The sequence below is a fragment of the Thalassolituus sp. UBA6592 genome, from assembly GCF_002433655.1.
GTDB lineage: Bacteria > Pseudomonadota > Gammaproteobacteria > Pseudomonadales > Oceanobacteraceae > Venatoribacter.
The window spans coordinates 1-19972 of the sequence record NZ_DJIO01000059.1 but is presented as its reverse complement, the minus strand read 5'-3'; the positions used below and the strand labels follow the sequence as shown (position 1 = coordinate 19972).

The following is a 19972-nucleotide window of genomic DNA, read 5'->3' as shown; positions in this document are numbered from 1 at the left end:
ATAAAAAAGGAGCCAGTGGCTCCTTTTTTATTGCTTATGTTTTAAGGCAGATACTGTGTTATCCGCGGCTGAATCAGGCAAGAATAAACTGTGCCTGACGCGCCTGAGGCTGGATATCGTTCACTTTTACTTTAATCGCCTGACCCAGAATGAAACTCGCATTCTCACTGCGGTGACTCAGAGTTTTGGTATCAAAGGTCCAGTCTTTACCGGCCTTACGGCGGTCAATACTGCCTTCAATTCCGCATGATTCCAGACGCACTGTAATAGCACCGGAATTCATATGAACGATTACCGCGTCGTATATCGCATCTTTTTCCTGCTGTGTCAGCCATTGCAGTTTCAGCCAGTTTTCGCTTTGCTGAGCCGCCATACGGGCCGTTGTCTGGCCGGACTGAATCGCGGATAACAGTTCATCGGCGGTCAGCTCAAGGCTTTCCTGTTGCAGCAGGCTGCGCACAATACGGTGAATCAGCAGATCGTTATACTTACGCAGTGGCGATGTAAAGGTTGTGTAATGATCGAAACCCAGACCAAAATGTGGTTTCGCTTCGTTGGACAGGTTGCTGCGTTCCAGCTGACGGCTGACGATCATACGCAGTGGCAGCTCACTTTCTGAGCGATCCGCCTGTTGCATCAGGGAAACATAGTCCTGCAGTGTTTCCAGTGAAGGCTTCTGTTCCAGTGGCAGCTGTTCTTTCAGCAGGGCGGCGACTTCACCTTTGCGTTCGGTACGTACACCGGCGTGTTCGATAAAGAACCCCGCACCTTTTTCCGCCAGCCAGCGGGCGATCGAGCGGTTACAGGCGAGCATGCATTCTTCCACCAGACGGTGCGCCTGATTGCGTTCGATGCGGACGATTTCTTTTACCTGACCTTTTTCGTCTGTAATCAGCTTATAGTCAGGGCGATCGTCCATCAGCAGGCAATGACTGCTGCGCCATGCGGCGAGGGCTTTGGCACAGCTGTCCAGATGCACGGCCGGGCCATGCAATTCGGCTGGAATGACGGTGTCATCACCGTCGAGGAACGCCGCCATCTGCGGGTAGTTCAGCTTGGCGTGAGAACGGATCAGACCATTGTGAATATGGATCTGATCAATGGTGCCGTCTTCCAGTACCTTCAGTTCGACAACCATGGCCAGACGGTTTTCGCCTTCCTGCAGTGAGCACAGTTGCTCTGATAACTCAGGCGGCAGCATCGGAATCACCTGGTCCGGCAGATAAACAGAGGTCGTGCGCTGCTGCGCTACCTTGTCCAGTTCACTGCCGCCAGTAATCAGCGCGGCCGGATCGGCAATGGCTACCCACAGGGTCCAGCCTTCACTCAGGGCTTCGGCGTACAGCGCGTCGTCGATATCACGGGTATTAGCCGAGTCGATGGTAACAAACGGCAGGTGGGTAAGATCGGTGCGGTCTGCGTTCAGGGCGGAGTGGTCGGCCGTGGTCAGAGCAGCCACTTCGGCTTTCACGGCTTCGCTGAATTCTTCAGCAATATGCCATTTGGCTTTAATAAAAGTATTTTCGATATGGTCATCGCCAGCGCGCCCGATGATGTCATCGATGGTGGCCTGAACCTTACCTTCCGGGAACGGGTGCTTGCTGATGTGGGCACGGACAAAATCACCCTCCTGAGCCTTTTTACGGGCTGCCGGCGGAACAAAAATCCAGCGGTTCAAGGTAGGGTGATCCGGCTCAATAAAGTGGCCTTTACCGCGGATAATATACTGACCGAAAAATTCGCCCGTTTCCGAGCTGATCAGTTTTTCAACAATCGCCTGTTCTTTGCCTTCACCTGCAGGTTCAACCCGGAAGTCGATCTCGTCGCCGGGTAACAGCTTTTCCATTTCATCGGGCGCAATAAAAAATTGCTTGCCGTCATCGGTATTTACAAACCCAAAGCGTCCGCCAGTGGCGCGCACCCGTCCGCTGAATCGCGGCGTGCTGTCATGGATTTCTTTTTTAAGCGTTTTGAGCTGAGCAAGGGCGTTTTTATCGAGCATCCGGAGCCTGATTAAGCGGTAAAGATAAAGGGGCAAGAGTGTACTGGATACTGAAAAGACCGGCTACTGTTTCTGGCCCCGGAACAATTTCCGGACAGGGCGCGGCTGCCTTTGCCGGCAATGGCAGGCGATAAAGCTCAGTAATATTCTTGTCATTAAATTGTCGTGATTATCTTGTCCTATATGGCACTGATGTTGTTCTTATAAGGATGTCCGCATGTCTGCGCATAACCGTTTTACCCGTCGTGGCTTTATGAAATCCGTTGCCGCCGGTGCTGGTGCTGTTTCCGTTCCTGCCGTTCTGACCGGCTGCTTTGGCGATGACAGCAGCAATGGTCATTCAGCCGTCTTTGAGTTTGGTCATGGCGTTGCTTCCGGCGATCCGCTGGCCGATGCGGTGATTATCTGGACGCGGGTGACACCAGACAGCGATGACGCCGGTGAGGTGACTGTTTCCTGGGCGGTTGCCCAGGACGAGGCGATGACTGACGTCGTGGCTTCCGGCAATGTGATCACAGACGCGGGTAAAGATTATACGGTCAAAGTGGATGTCACCGGCCTGGATGCGGGAACGACGTACTATTACCAGTTTGCCGTGAGCGATGAGACGGCATCTGTGGTGGGCATAACCCGCACTTTGCCGTCCGGCAGTGTTGACAGTGTGACGCTGGCGGTATGTTCCTGCTCCAATTACCCCGCCGGCCTGTTCAACGCCTACCGTGAGATGGCCAACAGCGACGCTGATGTCATTGTGCATCTGGGTGATTACATCTATGAATACGGTACCGGCGAATATCCGACGCCGGAAGCCCAGGTGCGTGACCCGGAGCCGCTTGCAGAAATTCTGACGCTGGCGGATTACCGCGCCCGCTATGCTCAATACCGCTCTGATACCTATCTGCAACTCGCGCATCAGCGTAAGCCGTTTATCTGTATCTGGGATGACCACGAAGTGGCCAACGATACCTACAAAGACGGTGCAGAAAACCACGACGACTCCGAAGGTTCGTTTACCGCCCGTCGTGATGCTGCAGTACAGGCTTACCATGAATGGTTGCCAATCCGTACCGGCGAGGATCTGCAGAAAATTTACCGCACCTTTGATTTCGGTGATCTGGTCAGCCTGCATATGCTCGAAACCCGCCTGTTAGCACGGGATAAACAGCTGAGTTTTGCTCAGTTTATGAACGGTGATGGCAGTATCGATGCTGCTGCGTTTATGGCAGCACTGGCGGACACCAACCGCACCCTGACCGGCACTGAGCAGTTACAGACCGTGCAGGGCTGGATGGCAGCGTCTTCTGCAACCTGGCAGGTACTTGGTCAGCAGGTACTGATGGGCCGCATGAATGTTCCGCAGGAGCTGCTGTTACAGCTGGGCGAAGTAGAAGCAACACTGAGCGCGGGCGGAGATGCTTCTGCAGCACAGGCGGCACTGGGACAAACCATGGGTGAGCTGGTCACTATTAAAATGCGCATGCTGAATGGTGATCCGACCGTCAGCGAAGCGGAAGCTGCACGCATTATGGCTGTGGCGCCATACAATCTGGATGCCTGGGACGGCTATATGGTGAACCGCGAGCAGTTATTGGGCGCCGCCCGCCAGCTCAACAAAAACACCATCGTGCTGGCCGGTGATACCCATAACGCCTGGGCTAATGATATTTACCCGCTGAATGCGGAGGGCACTGCCATTGATCGCAGTGGTGATCCGGCAGCGGTGGAATTTGCTACCGGTTCCATTACCTCACCGGGTTTTGAACGTTATATGGGCTTTGGCACTGATCAGGCCGCGCAGCAGCAGTTTGAAATGGCCATCACCACCATGATTGATGATCTGAAATATCTCAACGCAGCTCAGCGCGGTTATATGACGGTTACTTTCACACCAACTCAGGCATCGGTGATGTGGAACTTCGTCAGCACCATCACTTCTTCCGATTACAGTGTGACGACTGCAGGTCCGCGTTATGTGCAGCCGGGTGCCGGCAACCGCCGTATCGAAGTGCCAGCCAGTTAAGGTGCCAGCCTGTTGAGATGCGAGCCTGTTGAGATGCGAGCCGTGTTCAGGTGCGGTAGAGGTTTACCCACCTGAATTCGTCCAGTTCGTCGAGATCCGGTACGGTAAACGATTCGTGCCGGCCGACGGCCTGATAGGGCGGGAAATCAAAGTTTTTCACCCGTGAGTCCGCCACCAGAACCTCTGTGGCTTTCTGGCGGAATACCTCCAGTAACGGCAGGTTGGCTTTGTCGTAGAGAACATCGGCGGCAATCAGTACATCCAGATCTTCATCAAAAGCAAATAAATCGCCGTGCAAACGGTAACTGACGTTATTCAGCCGGCCATTGGCGGCACAGGATAATAACGCGTACGGATCGATATCGCAGGCAATTACTTCACTGGCGCCGGCCATTACGCAGGCAATGGCGACAACCCCGGAACCGGCACCAAAATCCATGACTTTTTTGCCTTTTACCCAGTGCGGATTGGCGAGAATTTCCCGCGCCAGCACCTGGCCACTGGCCCAGCAGAAGGCCCAGTAGGCCGGGTATTGCTGAATACGCAGAATTTCTTCCTGTGAGAACGGGCGTTGCATGGCCGATGGCTCAACCAGCCAGAGTTTAATCTGCTCACATTGCGGCAGCGTCTGCACACTGACACTGGCGTCATCCAGCATCTGCTGAATGGCCTGATTGAGTTGCTGCTCAAACTTTTCAGACGGCATTTTTACATTCATACAGGTTTACAGACATACAGGCTCACAGGCATAAGTTTCGGTTTCCGGGTTAATTCCAGGCATTAAAAAGAGGGCTGAAAAAAGTGCAGAAAAGAGTGCGAAAGGTGTAAAACTCAAGCGCGCTACAACACACTACAGTCCACTACAGCGCAAACCGCTCACCTGGCCGGGCAACTTTATAGCCTTCATTTTCCATGCTTTGTGCTGCCGCTTCGTTGGCGTAATGGTAAAGCACAAAACGTGGCAGCAATTCTGCCCGATATTCCCGCGCGAGATCTGCAAGGCCGGTGTGAGACGGATTCGGCACTGCGCCACAATCGTGGAAAATGGCTTCCTGACCTGTGAGCTGATGGTGAATGATTTCCGGAATCGGGCGCGTATCACCACTGTAAAAAAACAGCCCGGGTACGTGCAGGGCATAGCTGAAGCCCGGAGCATGATGACGGGTCGGGTAGAGCTGGCATTCCAGTCCGTGAAAGGTAAAGCGCTCGCTGACCGGAATCAGCTGAAAGGATTGCCAGAAATTATGATCCCCCTCAGCCATGGTGCCCGGGTAGCTTGCCAGCCGTTGATGTAACAGGGGAATAATATTCACCGGAACATACATGGGCACAGGTGCTTTGCCGCTGAGACGCAGCCGCACGGTAAGAATCTCCAGATCGGCAATATGGTCCAGATGACCATGGGTGATAAACAGGGCATCAGGCAGCTGTTGATAGTGCTGGCTGAAGGCGTTCACGGTACCTGGCCCACAGTCGATCAGCAGCAGTGGCTTGTAACCAGTGTCCGGGCCATCAGCCGGTTGCGGATGCGTGTTGTATTCCAGCACTGCAGCGGAACAACCCATGCTGAGTTCGCCACCACTGCCTGTCCCCAAAAAATGCAGGGAATAATCTGAGAGTTTTTCAGTCATAATAAAGCAGATTCACTAACTTTATGGGGTGCATTATGTGGCGTCCGAAACTGATGTCGATTCCGTCTGCCGCCGAGGCCTTGCCCGGCCATGAGCAACCTTTGTACGAAACAGCGCCAACGCATTTCGTCAATGGTAACCCGATTCTCGGCCCTTTGCCCGCCGGGCTCAAGGAAATGATCATAGGCATGGGTTGCTTCTGGGGGGCCGAACGCCGCTTCTGGCAACTCGAGGGTGTGTATTCCACGTCGGTTGGCTACGGCGGTGGGCACACTAAAAACCCAACGTATGAAGAAGTCTGCACCGGCATGACCGGCCACAATGAATTGGTACGGGTCTGGTATGACCCGGCACTGGTATCACTGGAAACCCTGCTGAAAGTCTTCTGGGAAAGTCATAATCCGACTCAGGGTATGCGTCAGGGCAACGATATTGGCACTCAATACCGTTCCGGGATTTATCTGCCTTCCGATGAAGAGCTGGCGCTTGCTGAAAGCAGCCGGGATCATTATCAGCAAAAGCTGAGTAAAGCTGGCTTGCCGGATATCACTACGGAAATTCTGCCAGCCGGAGTGTATTACCCGGCGGAAACCTATCATCAGCAGTATCTGGCGAAAAACCCCGGTGGCTATTGTGGTCTCGGTGGTTGTTCGGTCAGCTTTGACTGATTTTGCTAAGGCAACTGAATAGCCAGCTAAATAGTCAGCTAAATAGTCAGCTTAATAGCCCCTGGATTCGTCCGGTAAGCGACCCATAGCAATCGCTTCCCGGGCGCGTTTCTGATCTTTCAGCAGACGGCGATTGGCAAAGAAGCGTACTAACCAGGGCAGCTGTTTTATCTGGCCGCCGGTTGCGGCGGCCAGAACATAGGCTTTGGCGCTTTTTTCAAACAGCTCGGCGTTTAAAATTAAACGGTTTGCTGTCATACCCATCACAATATTCTGACCAAACAGAACGGCGAGGTTACCATTGCTCTGTAGTGCGCTGCTGGCCTGTTTCAGGTTGTTGGCCGGTGCGGGCATTATTCCAAGATGGCGTACCTGCTCATCAAATATTCCCGGCATGCCTGCGTTTTTATGTGCTTTGCCTTTATGAGCACTCATGGCATCTGGCAGTGCACTGAGTCGCGCAAGATAAGCGCCGTATTCACCGCTGGCGCTGACGATGGCAGAAATATCCGTGCGCTGAGCATAAAGCCATTGATGTAACCACAGGCTGTCGTCACTGGTTTGATCGCCTGTTTCGCTGGTGGTGGTTATCGTTGCCAGTTCAGGGCTTTGTTCTGTGGCCGGAGCAAACCAGCATTGATCGCCCCCCGGAATACGCACAGAAACAGCTGCGTTTTTTCCCTGCAGTAATTTCTTATCCTGCAGGCGGCGCTGAATGATTCGCCAGTTATCGAACTGCTGTTGTGTAATATCGCTCATGCCGGATTTATGCCACTGCTGTCTGGGTGATTTTCCTTGCGGATGCTGTACAGAATATCGCTGAGCAGTGCCTGTTCAGTGAAACTGTCTTTGGCGTTTTTTGCGTCGAGTCGCTGTTGAATATTCTCTGTCAGATGGGCGCGGGTGAGCTGCTCCAGACGCTCAACATTCGCCAGTGCCTCATCCATGGAAATACCACAGCAGACGATGCCGTGGTTGGCCATCAGGTAGGCATTAACCGATGGGGTAATCATGGCTGCAAAGCGTTTTGCCAGCAATTTAGTGACAGAGGGTGCATAACCCGCGACTGGAATTCTGTCTCCCAAATAAGTACGCAGACGTTCCGGGACAGTTAATGGAGTATTCAGTAACGCACAGGCGCTGGCGACGGGTTGATGGGTATGAATACTGCAGATAATGTCCGGCCGCTTTCGCAGTAATTCGGCATGCAGAGCGGACTCCACCGAGGGTGATTTATCACCACCGCATTGCAGCAGATCGTCCAGCCGTAATACGCAGATATTGGCTGGGGTCATGCTGAAATAATCCGTAGCTGATGGTGTGACCGCGACCAGTTCTTTGTTTAGCCTGAGCATGATATTGCCACCGGTCGCGGCGAAAAATCCCTTATAAGACAGCGTCAGACAGAGCTGGCACAAGGCTTCTTTTTCTGCTTTGAATTCATCTTCAGTGAGGGCCTTGGCGCCGGTCATTTTTTCATTACGCATGGTTGTTCATCCCTTGTACCGCTTTTGACTGGTCTGGTGTTGGTGACTGTGCGGGGGGAACGCTGTAATGGGTCTGCCACAGTTTTCGGTAGCGGCTGATTTCCTGCTGCCATTTATCATCGCTCCAGCCACAGGCTGGCTGAATATAATGGCGCAATACATCGAAGATACGTTCGCCGCCATTTTCAAGCAGCAGACCAATACGCGTACGCCGCAGCAGCAGATCATCGAGATGCTTAATCTGCTCATGCCGGGCACACCAGCTGAGTTCAAACCAATGGGTTTGCGTGCCCGGAATAATTTCCAGCGCCTGCGGCGGCTGCCCGTTTATCATCTGGCTGACGGCTGAACCATAACGACTGTGCAGACGTTCCAGCTGTTCTTCACTTAACTTTTCACACAACTTCTCACTCAGCTCTTCACGCAACTCTTTACGTAAAATGGTTTTAACCAGTCGGGTGTCGTTAAATTCCTGACTGATTATGGGCTGGCGCTCACTCAGTTGCTGCAATTGCGGGAACTTGTCTTTGATGCGACGTAAAGCGTCGGTGGCAATATGCTGGAAGGTTGTCAACTTGCCACCGGCAATGGTCAATAAACCATCTTCGTGCCAGACAACATGATCACGGGACTCTTTTGATGGATCACTGATGCCGGAATCGACCACGGGGCGTACTCCGGAAAAGGTGGCAATAATGTCTTCACGACCAATCCCGTAGGACGGAAAATAGTGCTGAACCGTCTGCAGCAGGTAATTTACTTCGTCCGCGCTGACCGATGCTTCAACGCTCATGTGCTGCTGGTGATCAATATCCGTATTGCCAACGATGATCCGTCCCTGAAAACAGGTAATAAATCCGGGGCGTTTATCCCGTGGATGTTGCAGAATAATCGTCGACCGGACGGGTAATCGCTCAAAAGAAAACACCAGATGCGAGCCACGCAATGGTCTCAATTTCTGCTTTGTATCATGGCTGATGTGCTGGCGCAGCTGATCAGCCCAGGCGCCGGTAGCGGCGATGACCTGACGGGCTTTAATACGGACTTCCGGCTGAGGCTGATCCGTTATACCTGTAGCGCGGGCGATAACGCCGCACACTTTGCCATCCTGTTTGAGAAAGCCGCTGACTTCTGTGTAATTACAGGCGACGGCGCCGGCGTGACGGGCCTCCTGCAACACTCTCAGGGTCAGCCGGGCATCATCTGTCTGGCCTTCATAAAAGCACATGGCACCGGTCAGGTCGGGGGCATTCAGGCCGGGAAATTCCTGTTGCATCTGCGTTTTATCCAATGCATGGCGCCAGCGTTTTCCGGCCATCAGATCATACAGAAAAAGTCCGGCACGAATCATCAGTCCGTTTTTTACCTGCGTGCGGAACAGTGGCCAGTGCATGGCTTTCATCCTGATTAATTCGGGTAATTCCCGGCACAGTTTTTCCCGTTCTTTTACAGAATGCCAGGTGACGTTCAGCTGCCCCTCTTTTATATATCTCAGGCCGCCGTGCACCCACTTTCCTGACCGGCTGGATGCACCCCAGGCGAAATCCCGTTGTTCAAGCAACAGGCACTTCAGTCCGTAACGTGCAGCTTCACGTAACACAGCGGCACCGGTAATGCCGCCACCAATGACAATAAGATCCCATTCTGTCTGTGACAGTACCGCCGGGTTTTCAGGAATTTTCTGTTGCATAGTATCTTTATCTGGCATCGGCTTTTCCTGCTATTTTTCCCGTTATTTTCTGAGCAGTGGATAAGCCCTGCAGCCGCTGGCGGATTTTCTGTTGCAAGGGTTTAATTTCTGTCGGTGCACTCCACAGTGCCAGTCGGCAGATAAGAACCGCCGGATACCAGAGATCAATATCCTGCTTTACTTTTTCTTTGTTCAGTTTGCGGATACGCAGATAGTGGCGGAAATAGCGACGATAAATCATCCGCCGCATCAGGTTATAAAAAACTTCCTGCGCTTTACTGATGCCTGGAAACAATTCTGCTTCGTTAAATAAAAAGCAGGTCATGGCGATATCGGCCCCGGCGTCTCCGCGGGCCGCCGTAGCCCAGTCGATAACAGTTTCAGTCCGGGCGTTGACCAGTATATTGCCGGTATGAAAGTCCATGTGCAGGATGGCGTTGCCGTCCGGAAGGTCAGCAAGATAGGCAAGAGCTGTTTGCTTTTCCGCGCTGGTCAGAAAGTCCATTGCGCTGTGTTGCAGAAAGCCGGCAATGATCTGGCGGATATCCTGCATTTTTTCGCTGCGGGCGTTATGAACATCCGCATGCAGACGGGCAAGAGTGTACGGTAAACCCCAGATGTGCAGTGGGTTGGCGTCGGCTCTTTCGGTCAGTGTCCTGCCATCGAGGCGCTTCATAACAATGCCACTGCGGTTTTCAATGCTGACCTGACCAAGACATTCAATAGAGGTTGCGCCCTGACGATGGGCTTCCTCGGCGTTTAATTTTTCCTGACAGGCAGAATTTTCACAAAAACCGGCGCGGAATAATTTCAGAATTTCACCGTCTTGCCAGTGATAAATTTCTGCTGAACGGGCGCTGACCAGAGGGCTGCCCAGCTCGCTGAGGGTGGCCGGCATGCGTTCCGTCTCTGGAGGGTGTATTACCGGTAGCTGTGTTTCCGGGGTGTTTGTTTTGGGAGCGTGTGTTTTGGGCGAGTGTGGTGGTTCCGTCATCATGGCGGGCATCCTGCTGCTTTTATTGTTCTTGTGTTTTTTTAAAGTGTAGTTCTTAAGCGCTTGCCTGTTGCTCTTACGTGTTGCCCTTACGTGGTGCTTTTGGGGATTGTTACGGCATCACTTCCCGGACCGGAAAGCACAACCTGTCGCTATCATGGCATCGGCTGCAGGCTGTGGTATTGTCATTTGGTGACAAAATAACTCAGGCTGCACCTGGCCCGGTTTCTGGGCAACGGTGTAGCGGGGACATGAATTCCAACTGGCAGAGGACATAAAAATAAAATGATCCCGGAAAGGATTCAGTCGCGGGCATTACTGGGTTTTGCCCCACTGGTCAGCGAATGCGGCGGAGATGCCCGGCAGCTGTTGGCGAAGCAGGGGATTCCCGCTCAGGCTCTGGAGGAAGATGCGTTGCCGCTGGCACTGGATGCGCTCGCTGCGCTGTATGAGGATGCTGCCATTGCTCTGGGGCTGGCGGATTTCGGGCTGAGGTTGGCGCAAAAGCAGGATTTATCTTTGTATGGTCCTCTTGCGCTGGTTATTCAGCATGCCCGCACGGTGGCTGATGCGCTGGATAAACTACAGCGCTATTTTTCCTTTCATACCTCCGGTGCGCAGATCCATATCACGACGCTGAACGACAGGCTTCAGGTGGAATACCGCTTGTTGCTCGGTGAGGGCGTACCTTCACGGCAGATTACTGAGCAGTCGTTTGCCATGGCCTGCACATTGTGGTCGGTTCTGGCGCCGGCGGCAGCAGGCCGGCAGATTGTGCTGTTGCGTCATCAGGCGCAGATGCCGCTGGCGGTTTATCAGAACGTTCTCGGTTGTGAGGTGCGTTTTAACCAGTCAACCGATGCCATCCTGCTGCCATCAGACGCACTGGCTTTGCCTGTTGATCAGGCCGACCCGGGTCTGGCGCTGGCGACGGAAGCCTGTGTTGCCAGAGTATTACGCCGGTTTCCGTTAAACGTTGGTCGCCAGACCGAAGATCTTATCCGCCAGCAGCTGGCTTTGGGAGGCGCGGGTATTGATCAGATCGCGGCGCAACTGGGCCTGCAACGGCGCACGCTGCAGCGCCGTCTGGCACAGCAGGGACTGGAATTTGGCGGGCTGGTTGATGATGTGCGGCGTGAGCTGGCAACAGCCTTGCTGGCTCAGTCTGAGATGACACTGGCGCAGGTCAGCAGTTGTCTTGGCTATAACGAACAGAGTTCTTTTCATCGCGCCTGCCGGCGATGGTTCGCAATGACACCGCAAAACTACCGTCAGACTTTGATGGTCATGTCCTCATGAGACAAGGGTGTTATTATTACCGTCAATTATAGCTTTCGTGACTGTTATACCCGATTTGCGTTTATGCGCTGGGGGAACGACACAGGCTTAAGCAACAAAGGAACACGGCAATGCGGGCTCTGGCGGTTTATCAGCTGAAAGGTGGTGTGGGTAAAACAACGACAGTGGTGAATCTGGCTGCTCTGGCGGCACGGGAAGGTATCCCGGTACTGGTCTGGGACCTTGATCCGCAGGCGTCCGCCAGTTGGCTGCTTGGCATTGATGCGAAAACCAGACAGGACGGTTTCTGGCACGAGCATAAGCCGATATCCGACTACATTCAGCACACCGCGATCCCCAAGCTGGATGTGCTGAGCGCGGATACTTCACTGCGCAAGTTCAACCAACGCCTGGAATCGAAAAAAGACGCCAAAGACCGGGTGACTCAGGCCTTAAGTGCGCTGGCAGAAAGTTATGGTCTGGTGATTATTGATTGCCCGCCGATGATGACACCGCAGATGGAAGGGGTGTTAAAGGCCTGCGACCGGATTCTGTTGCCGGTGGAACCCTCGGTATTGTCCATCCGTGCCTATGAGCAGATCAAACAGGACTACAGTTGGGCCAAACCCAAACAATGGCTGCCGTTTGTCACCATGATTGACCGGCGCAAGCCCGGTCACGTGGAATGGGTAAATAACGAGCTGAAAGCTTATCCGGAATTTCTGAAAACCTATGTGGCGTATTCCGCCAGTGCTGAGCGCATGCTGACCTTACGTAAACCGATTGTTGAGGAACAGCCAGCGGTACCTCTGGCACGTAATTATATGGCTCTGTGGAAAGCCGTGAAGCCGTCACTTAATCTGAAGTAACGCGTTCTTCCCTCAGGCTGACATTACTGGTATTTGCATTGTCAGGGGCTGCCTTATCAGGGCGTGCATTACTTTGCTGTCGTGCATTGACGGTTTTTGCAGGCGTGCCGGATTGCTCGGGTTGGCTGCGAAAGCGGACCTGCGGGTAAGCGAGAAATACCGCCCAGGCGATGGCGGTGGCGTAACTCAGGTTGGTTTCTAATTCGGAGTGAGGGCTGTTGAGGAATTCGCGCTGGGAGGCGAGGCCGCGAATTTTACTGGCCAGTTCCGGTTCAAATGCCAGGTATTGATTCCAGACTTTCTGATGCAGCGCAGCATCAATGGGGTACAGCATGCCGGAGGTATTGCCCCGCGGTCGCTGTCGTTGCTGATAGACGATGGCCGTCAGCAGGTTTTCGGCGGCGTCAGACGATCTGCCCAGATATTTCAGAGTAGGGCGGATAATGCTTTCTCTTAATTCCCGGGCTGTCAGTTCCATCTGATGGCGTTCCCCGCAGCAGTGCTCGATCTTTTCTGTCTTGCTCTTTACTGTCTTGCTTTTTACTGTCTTACAATGAAGCAGACTAACCTGCTTTGTGCCAGTAACCGAGTGAATTTTGTTCACCCAACCCTGGAAGGATTATGACGAACTCTCCAATCCATGAATTTGCAGGCCACAAGTCAGAGGAAAAGAGGTCTGACGGGCTGGGCGGGGCGGCCACTGTGTTTGCGGCTCCGGGAGAGGTGGATCCTGGGTTTGAGACTCAATGGTTCGACAGCCACTGTCATTTTGACTTTGCAGCGTTCGACGCAGATCGTGAAGCACTGTGGCAGTCAGCGCAGCAGGCAGGGTGCTGTGGTTTGCTGATTCCGGGGATCAGTCGCCAACAGGGACAGGCGTTAGCCGGATTCTGTGCCGGCAAGCCCTGGTTTTATGCTCAGGGCCTGCACCCGTATTTTCTCACACAGCATCGCCAGGCTGATATCGATTGGCTCGATCAGGCGCTGACTGATCCAGGGGTTGTAGCCGTGGGAGAGGTGGGCCTGGACCGGATTCTGGCTACCACAGATGAAATTCTTGAACAGCAGTGGCACTGGTTCCGTCTTCAGGTCGAGCTGGCTGAAGCCCACAGGTTACCGCTGATTCTGCATATCCGTGGTATGCATGATGAAGCGGCTTCCTGGCTCAGGCGACGGCGCTTTACTCACGGTGGCATGGTGCACGCATTCAGTGGCAGCGGGCAGCAGGCAGCAAAATGGATTGAGCTGGGTTTTGCATTGGGAATTGGTGGGGCGCTGACGCATCCGCGCGCGCACAAGCTGCGTCGTACAGTAGCTGCTTTACCGCACAGCAGTATTTTACTGGAGACCGACAGTCCGGATATGACCCCCGTCTTCTGGGGCGCAGAGCGCAACGATCCCAGAACGGTGCCTTTGATCGCAGCCATTGTTGCCCGCTTGCAGGGGCGGTTGTTGGCAGAAGTGTCAACTGAAAGTATTAGCGTAGCCAGTCTACTATTTTCCAGATTATCAATAAATTGCGTAAAGAGACCTTAGTTTCAGTAATTTGTAGTAATTTGTAACCCAAGGTTGATTGACCATAGTCTCAGAAGTAGCCTCCGCCCGAATATCACTATATCGTTGGCGGAATATCACCTATGAGAAAAATAATTTTATTCAGTGTGCTGTCGCTTCTCAGTTCTTCCGTGTTGGCCGCCGTGCCAGCGGCAGAAGCAGAACGTCTGGGTAAAGATCTGACCCCTGTCGGCGCCCAGAAAGCGGGCAATGGCCGGGATATTCCCGCCTGGACCGGCGGGCTGCCTCAGGATAAGAATCACAAGCCGGGTGCGTTCCACGCCGACCCGTTCGCTGCGGATAAGCCACTGTTCCGTATCAATGCTGCCAATATGAAGGAACATCAGGCGCGCCTGACCAATGGCCAGCAGGTGTTACTGAAGCGCTTTCCGGATCTTTATTTTGAGGTCTATCCGACCCGCCGCTCAGCGTCCTATCCGGATTATGTTTACCAAGGTGTTAAAACCAACGCCACCCGTGCAGAGTTACTGAAATACGGCTCCGGGGTGAAAGGTGCGACCATGTCGTCACCATTCCCGATTCCGCAGAACGGTCTGGAAGTGCTGTGGAACCACACTCTGCGTTTCCGTGGCCTGACGGATTCTTATACTGCCGTAGCTTCCTCTGTGACGTCCGGCGGCCAGCGTATGGACGTGCTGCGTCAGTACGAGTACTTCTTCAAATACAGTATGTTGGGCGCTGAACCGGCGGATCTGGATAACACCATTTTTCTGTTGAAGCGTAAGACTCTGGCACCGGCCAATTTAGCCGGCTCGATTACGCTGGTGCATGAAACGCTGGATCAGATCCGTTCACCACGTAAATCCTGGATTTACATGCCAGGCCAGCGCCGTCTGCGCCGCACCCCGGATCTGGCCTACGATACCGCGGATGTGAACACTAACTCGATCCGTACCGTGGATCAGGTTGATATGTTTAACGGTGCGCCTGATTACTATGACTGGGAGCTGAAAGGAAAGCAGGAAATCTACATTCCTTATAACGCTTACAAAGTGCATCAGGGCAATGTGAAACTGGACGATATCCTGATGGATCATCACATTAATCCGGCGCTGCTGCGCTACGAAGCACACCGGGTATGGGTGATTGAAGCTAAATTGCGTGTGGGTTACAGCCACCGCTACAGCACCCGTCGCTACTATGTTGATGAGGACTCCTGGTCCATCGTGTATGCCGAAGAATACGATGAAGATGGTAAGCTGTGGGAAGTCACTGAAGCGCACGTGATTAACTATTATGAAGTGCCTGTGGTCTACACCACGCTGGAAGTCACTTACGATCTGGAGGACGGCCGTTACTATGCCGAAGGTCTGGATAACGAACGTGACTCCACCATGAACTTCAGCTACGACCTGAGTGAGCGTGATTTCTCACCTTCCGCTGTCCGTCGTGAGGCTAAACGCTGAAGCTGACAGCTGCAGGGCATACCGATAAACTGGCGGCTTTATGCCGCCGGTTTTGTTTTGTCTCCATGCGCTTTTTTTACCCGATTTGTCTCTTATTGCTGAGCATCGCTGTGTCTTCTGTCGTTCGCTCAGAAGAAACCTACAGTACGGACCTGCCAGAAAATTTTATCGATCTGTCGAGCGATGTGCAGGCGGTGATTCTCGAATACGTTTTCTTTTCTGAAAAAGCCAACCAGGTGTGGGGCGATGATTATCAGGAAAGCTCTGTACGTACCTTTGTAAAGTACCTCGATGATTTTCACACCCGTGTGTATATCGACTTCGACGCTGGTCTCATCCGGGTTGAAACTCAGGGCAGCAAAACGCCGCTTACTTCACTTCAGCACGCGATCGCGGCAACGTTATTAACTCCGGCAGATCCGTCAGCAGTGGATCTTTATACAGCGGCAGATATGGGCATTACCGGAAAGCCCTTTCTTACTGGTCAGGTATTGGATCAGGATGGTCAGAGTATTGAATATCCGTGGCGCGCCAATCGCTTTGCCGAATATCTGGTCAGTAAAAAACTGCAGAAAAAGGGTGCCCGCTATTGGGTTAATATTCCGATGGTGCGTTCTCACCGGCAGAAAAGTGCCGGGCGTTATCGCAATCTGGCGGAGCAGTCTGGAGCGAAATACGGCGTGTCCGTGCCATTAATAATGGCAATTATGGAAACTGAGAGCAGCTTTAACCCGTTTGCGGTTTCTCATGCCGGCGCCTACGGATTAATGCAGGTGATGCAGCGCACCGCTGGTGCCGATGTATTTCAGCGTATTCATCGCCGCAATGACCAACCCAGCCGTAATTATCTGTTAAATCCACAAAATAATGTTGATACCGGTACGGCGTATTTATCCATTTTACGTGATGTGTATCTGAAGGATGTGCAGGGCTGGCAGAAAAAAGAATACTGCATGATTGCAGCCTATAACGGTGGTACCGGTAATCTGCTGAAAACCTTCAGCTCTGACCGGCGCCGTGCTGTGGATATGATTAACCGCATGTCGGCAGACCAGGTTTATCAGGCAATCGTAAAGCGCCATCCCAAAGCAGAATCGCGTAATTATCTGAAAAAAGTCACTCAATTTAAGCGTAAATATGTCAGCTGGTAATTCCAATCAGCATACGCCGCTGCAACATCTGCAACGGCAATTGGTCATCCCTGGCGCTGTGCTTGAGCAGAACAGCACAGTCGCCGATGGCATGCAGCTGTGGCTTATGGCAGTAGAAGATCCGCAGATTAAGCTGGATGCGGCGCAGATCGCCGGTCTGTGGCAGGCGTTGCCGTATTGGGCGTTTGCCTGGGCTGGTGGGCGTGCACTGGCAGCTTACCTGCTTAAACATCCGCAACAGGTTGCCGGTCAGCGTGTGTTCGATTTTGGCTGCGGTTCCGGCATTGTCGGTATTGCCGCCGCCCTGGCAGGCGCCAGTGAAGTCTGGGTGGCTGATCTGGATAGTAATGCACTGACAGCTGCTGCGGAAAATGCCGCGCTTAATGGTGTCACTGTTCATGCTGTTGATGGACGCAACTGGCCCGAGGTGGATGTCCTGCTTGCTGCCGACGTACTGTACGACATCAGCTCCAGTACTGATTTGCGTGAGCTGTTGTTACAGGCACCGCAATGGCTGCTGGCAGAAACTCAGTATGTTGTACCGGATTTTGTCGATTTGCAGCAGCTTGATCATTCGGTTAATGCGACCTTGCCCGCAATCGGAGATTTTGACGAAGCTGTCGATGTCGGCATTTATTGCCGCCGCCGCTAAAGCCCGTTAGTGTAGAGCCACCAAACCGGCATCCGGGCGGAGACTCTGTGTCGCAGGATCAACGACAGATGCCAGCAAAACTATTCAGGAGACCACGATGCGCATCTTAACAGCTGCCTTCTTTGTATTATTTGCTCAATTTTCGCTGGCTGCCGATCTTACGGAAGCCGATGTTAAGCACTGGACGGACGCTATGCCAGGGCTGCAAGCCTGGCTGACGCAACACGAAGATCAGATGCCGGATACCATGCCCGATGGCACCCAGGGCATCGAAGAAATGATCAATCAGGGCGTACAGGACCTGAAGTCCGCTGGTTTGTATGATGAGTACAACAGCAAGGTGAAAGCCGCTGGTTACAGCAGTGTGGAAGACTGGGCATCCGCGACTCAGCGTGTATCAATGGCGTATCTGGCCCTGGAGCTGGAGAGCCAGCCGGTGAGCCTGGCTCAGCTGGAGGCTCAGCTGAAGCAGATACAGGAATCGGATCTGCCGGCAGAGCAGAAAGACATGATGACGCAGATGATGTCTTCTTCCATCATCATGATGAAGGCCGTCAGTAAAGTCAGTGACGCTGACAAAAATGCGGTTCGTCCTTATAAAGATCAGCTGCAAGCAAGCTTCGACGCTGAGTAATCACGCTTTCGCATCATGCAGACTGTGGCAGTTGTGACTATGCTGGAAACAGCAAAAAGGAGCTTCTGCCATGAGTTACTCAACTGTTAAAGATATCATCAGGTACAGCCAACAGCTGCACAGACATGCCAGCAATCTGTTTGAGCAATTGCGGGATCAGACTCAGCGGGAGCGGGTGGATATGATGTGCCGCCTGTTATCCCGGCATGAAACCACGCTGGCTGAAGCCGTGGAAAAAATCGAAGAAGGTCTGCAGAAGAAAGTTCTGGATGAATGGCACCAGTTCGAGCCGGGCTCCATCAGCGAGGCGCTGGCTGAATGTGTTGATATTCATCCGGACATCAGTGTCGATGAGCTGGTTCAGATGGCGCTGCGCATCGATGATTATCTGATTGATCTGTACAGCCAGATGCTGAGTGAGGCAACCTGCGATGGCTCCCGGCAATTGTTTTCCAGTCTGATGGCGCTGGAAAAGTCGGAAAAAATGCTGACGGTCAGAGCCGCGTTATCGGCTAATGACTGGTAAACTCTGCAGCAAACTGCGCACAAAAAAGCGGCCGTAAAGGGCCGCTTTTTTGTGTCTGTCGCATTAATGATCAGGCAGATGCCATACGAGGGTTATGAAACATCATTTCCTGAGCATCTGATGCCTGGTCGGCTTGTCCGCTCTGTGTTGCAGGTTGCTGAACCTGTTCCGCATCTTCCTGACAGCAGCGGCGATAAGCAGCCGGGGTTTTACCTGTCCATTGCTTGAAGGCGCGTTCAAAGCCGCGGCGGTCGGAAAAGCCCAGTTCAATTGCCAGTTGCTGTACATCCGTGTGGCCGTTACTTAAGGCGTGTTTAGCTTTCTCCAGGCGCACTTCTTTCAGCAGATTTGAGAACTGACATTGCTCTTCCTGTAGCCTGCGCGTCAGGGTACGGCTGCTGGTACTGAGCAGTTCAGCCACAGATTCTTTGGTAATTGGAATCGATTCCGGCCACTGATACAGGATGTGCATGACTTTGCGCGAGAAAGGCTTCAGGTTGCCAAAGCGCTCGGAGGCTTTATCTGCCTGGGCTTTCAGGATGGCAAACAGTTCGGGGTTGGCCTGGGATAAAGGTTTATCCAGCAGGCGGGCAGAGAAGGAAATCCAGTTATGCGGTTGATTAAACTGTAGCGGAATGCCGAAATAGCGCTCCAGATCGTCTTTGTAGACAGGCGGTGGAAAGCAGAAGCCGGCACCCTGAATCTGATACAGATGACCACCGAAGGCTTTGCCCGCAGTATGAATACTGGTAGCAATGTACTCGGTGCGCGCATGGCTGCCAAAGGCCGTGCCCTCAGCAACGTAATAAACCACCTTAATGCTCTGCTGACCGATAAACAGATCCGGGGAACGTGTGTCGCTGATCAGAGAATAGTAGCGGCGCAGGATAGTCAGAGCTTCACGCCCTGTGTGGCAGTTGTTCAGCAGGAATCCCAGCAGATAAAAGCTTGGCAGATCCAGATGTTGGCCAGCTGCAAAACCAATTGAAGGTTCACCCAGTATTTTACTGGCCTGTTCCAGCAGACGGTCAAACTGGCTGATCGGAATGCGTTGACTGGAAATATGTTCCGGGCGTCCATCCATCTCACGGATCAGCAGATCCGTGCTGGAGTATCCTTTGCTTTCCATCAGTTTTAACAGCGGCTGCAGAGCGGCCGACGTTATCGTATTACTCGGATGCGCAGTCATAGGCAGATTTTATTCTTGTTATTTTTTGTACAGCTAAAGCTAACACCAGATTGGTTAAATCTCCAGCAGTTCGGGCCATTTTTCTTCCAGAGCCGGAGTTCGCAATAAATTAGTAGAAAAACAATCGCTTAGGCTTGACAGTAACTGATCACCTCCGTAATATACGCAGCCTCTGACGCGGGATGGAGCAGCCTGGTAGC

The 19972-nt window shown here is 52.9% G+C and carries 19 protein-coding genes; 10 read left to right on the top strand and 9 right to left on the bottom strand.

Annotated features, from left to right (window positions below; translation table 11 throughout):
* Positions 1-73: 73 nt before the first annotated feature.
* Positions 74-2002 (bottom strand): VacB/RNase II family 3'-5' exoribonuclease, encoded by a 1929-nt coding sequence (locus B2Z72_RS05320; protein WP_296981309.1) that lies wholly within the window; start codon positions 2000-2002, stop codon positions 74-76.
* Between the two features lie 217 nt (positions 2003-2219).
* On the opposite strand from B2Z72_RS05320, the gene B2Z72_RS05315 reads away from it, so the two are divergent.
* Positions 2220-4022: an alkaline phosphatase D family protein gene (locus B2Z72_RS05315; RefSeq protein ID WP_296981310.1), complete on the top strand. Its 1803-nt coding sequence runs from the start codon at positions 2220-2222 to the stop codon at positions 4020-4022.
* Between the two features lie 46 nt (positions 4023-4068).
* On the opposite strand, the gene B2Z72_RS05310 is transcribed toward B2Z72_RS05315, so the two are convergent.
* Positions 4069-4728, bottom strand: a complete 660-nt coding sequence (locus B2Z72_RS05310; RefSeq protein WP_296981311.1) for a class I SAM-dependent methyltransferase — start codon at positions 4726-4728, stop codon at positions 4069-4071.
* Between the two features lie 154 nt (positions 4729-4882).
* The gene (locus B2Z72_RS05305) at positions 4883-5653 is read right to left on the bottom strand and encodes an MBL fold metallo-hydrolase (protein WP_296981314.1); all 771 of its coding nucleotides are present in this window, start codon (positions 5651-5653) and stop codon (positions 4883-4885) included.
* 35 nt (positions 5654-5688) lie between these two features.
* Between B2Z72_RS05305 and msrA the strand changes: the two genes are divergently transcribed.
* On the top strand, positions 5689-6321 hold the full coding sequence (msrA, locus tag B2Z72_RS05300; RefSeq protein WP_296981315.1) for a peptide-methionine (S)-S-oxide reductase MsrA: 633 nt from the start codon (positions 5689-5691) through the stop codon (positions 6319-6321).
* A 51-nt stretch (positions 6322-6372) separates the two neighbouring features.
* Here the strand turns inward: msrA and B2Z72_RS05295 are convergent, their stop codons facing one another.
* The 4 genes from B2Z72_RS05295 to B2Z72_RS05280 are packed head-to-tail and all read right to left on the bottom strand — an operon-like array spanning position 6373 to position 10396.
* Entirely contained in the window at positions 6373-7080 is a 708-nt protein-coding gene (locus B2Z72_RS05295) for a hypothetical protein (RefSeq protein WP_296981317.1), read from the bottom strand.
* Positions 7077-7808, bottom strand: coding sequence for a class II aldolase/adducin family protein (locus B2Z72_RS05290; RefSeq protein ID WP_296981319.1), 732 nt, complete (start codon positions 7806-7808; stop codon positions 7077-7079). The genes B2Z72_RS05295 and B2Z72_RS05290 overlap by 4 nt, the downstream gene beginning before the upstream one ends.
* The gene (locus B2Z72_RS05285; RefSeq protein WP_296981320.1) at positions 7801-9516 is read right to left on the bottom strand and encodes a glycerol-3-phosphate dehydrogenase/oxidase; all 1716 of its coding nucleotides are present in this window, start codon (positions 9514-9516) and stop codon (positions 7801-7803) included. The genes B2Z72_RS05290 and B2Z72_RS05285 overlap by 8 nt, the downstream gene beginning before the upstream one ends.
* A complete protein-coding gene (locus B2Z72_RS05280) occupies positions 9506-10396 on the bottom strand; it encodes a phosphotransferase family protein (RefSeq protein WP_296981322.1) in 891 nt (296 codons plus the stop codon). The genes B2Z72_RS05285 and B2Z72_RS05280 overlap by 11 nt, the downstream gene beginning before the upstream one ends.
* 381 nt (positions 10397-10777) lie before the next feature.
* Between B2Z72_RS05280 and B2Z72_RS05275 the strand changes: the two genes are divergently transcribed.
* Positions 10778-11791: an AraC family transcriptional regulator gene (locus tag B2Z72_RS05275; protein ID WP_296981324.1), complete on the top strand. Its 1014-nt coding sequence runs from the start codon at positions 10778-10780 to the stop codon at positions 11789-11791.
* Positions 11792-11901: 110 nt separating this feature from the next.
* Positions 11902-12639 (top strand): ParA family protein, encoded by a 738-nt coding sequence (locus B2Z72_RS05270; RefSeq protein WP_296981325.1) that lies wholly within the window; start codon positions 11902-11904, stop codon positions 12637-12639.
* Here B2Z72_RS05270 and B2Z72_RS05265 read toward each other — a convergent pair.
* Positions 12626-13117 (bottom strand): hypothetical protein, encoded by a 492-nt coding sequence (locus B2Z72_RS05265; protein WP_296981327.1) that lies wholly within the window; start codon positions 13115-13117, stop codon positions 12626-12628. The genes B2Z72_RS05270 and B2Z72_RS05265 overlap by 14 nt on opposite strands.
* Positions 13118-13260: 143 nt before the next feature.
* On the opposite strand from B2Z72_RS05265, the gene B2Z72_RS05260 reads away from it, so the two are divergent.
* The 6 genes from B2Z72_RS05260 (at position 13261) to B2Z72_RS05235 (ending at position 18583) form a co-directional block, all read left to right on the top strand.
* Positions 13261-14175, top strand: coding sequence for a TatD family hydrolase (locus tag B2Z72_RS05260; RefSeq protein WP_296981330.1), 915 nt, complete (start codon positions 13261-13263; stop codon positions 14173-14175).
* Between the two features lie 101 nt (positions 14176-14276).
* On the top strand, positions 14277-15620 hold the full coding sequence (locus B2Z72_RS05255) for a DUF1329 domain-containing protein (protein WP_297004308.1): 1344 nt from the start codon (positions 14277-14279) through the stop codon (positions 15618-15620).
* 110 nt (positions 15621-15730) lie between these two features.
* Positions 15731-16771: a murein transglycosylase domain-containing protein gene (locus B2Z72_RS05250; RefSeq protein WP_296985923.1), complete on the top strand. Its 1041-nt coding sequence runs from the start codon at positions 15731-15733 to the stop codon at positions 16769-16771.
* Positions 16758-17423, top strand: coding sequence for a class I SAM-dependent methyltransferase (locus tag B2Z72_RS05245; RefSeq protein ID WP_296985920.1), 666 nt, complete (start codon positions 16758-16760; stop codon positions 17421-17423). The genes B2Z72_RS05250 and B2Z72_RS05245 overlap by 14 nt, the downstream gene beginning before the upstream one ends.
* 97 nt (positions 17424-17520) lie before the next feature.
* On the top strand, positions 17521-18057 hold the full coding sequence (locus B2Z72_RS05240; RefSeq protein WP_296985918.1) for a hypothetical protein: 537 nt from the start codon (positions 17521-17523) through the stop codon (positions 18055-18057).
* A gap of 70 nt (positions 18058-18127) precedes the next feature.
* A complete protein-coding gene (locus B2Z72_RS05235) occupies positions 18128-18583 on the top strand; it encodes a hypothetical protein (RefSeq protein WP_296985916.1) in 456 nt (151 codons plus the stop codon).
* Between the two features lie 70 nt (positions 18584-18653).
* On the opposite strand, the gene B2Z72_RS05230 is transcribed toward B2Z72_RS05235, so the two are convergent.
* On the bottom strand, positions 18654-19772 hold the full coding sequence (locus tag B2Z72_RS05230; protein WP_296985913.1) for an AraC family transcriptional regulator: 1119 nt from the start codon (positions 19770-19772) through the stop codon (positions 18654-18656).
* Positions 19773-19972: the final 200 nt, after the last annotated feature.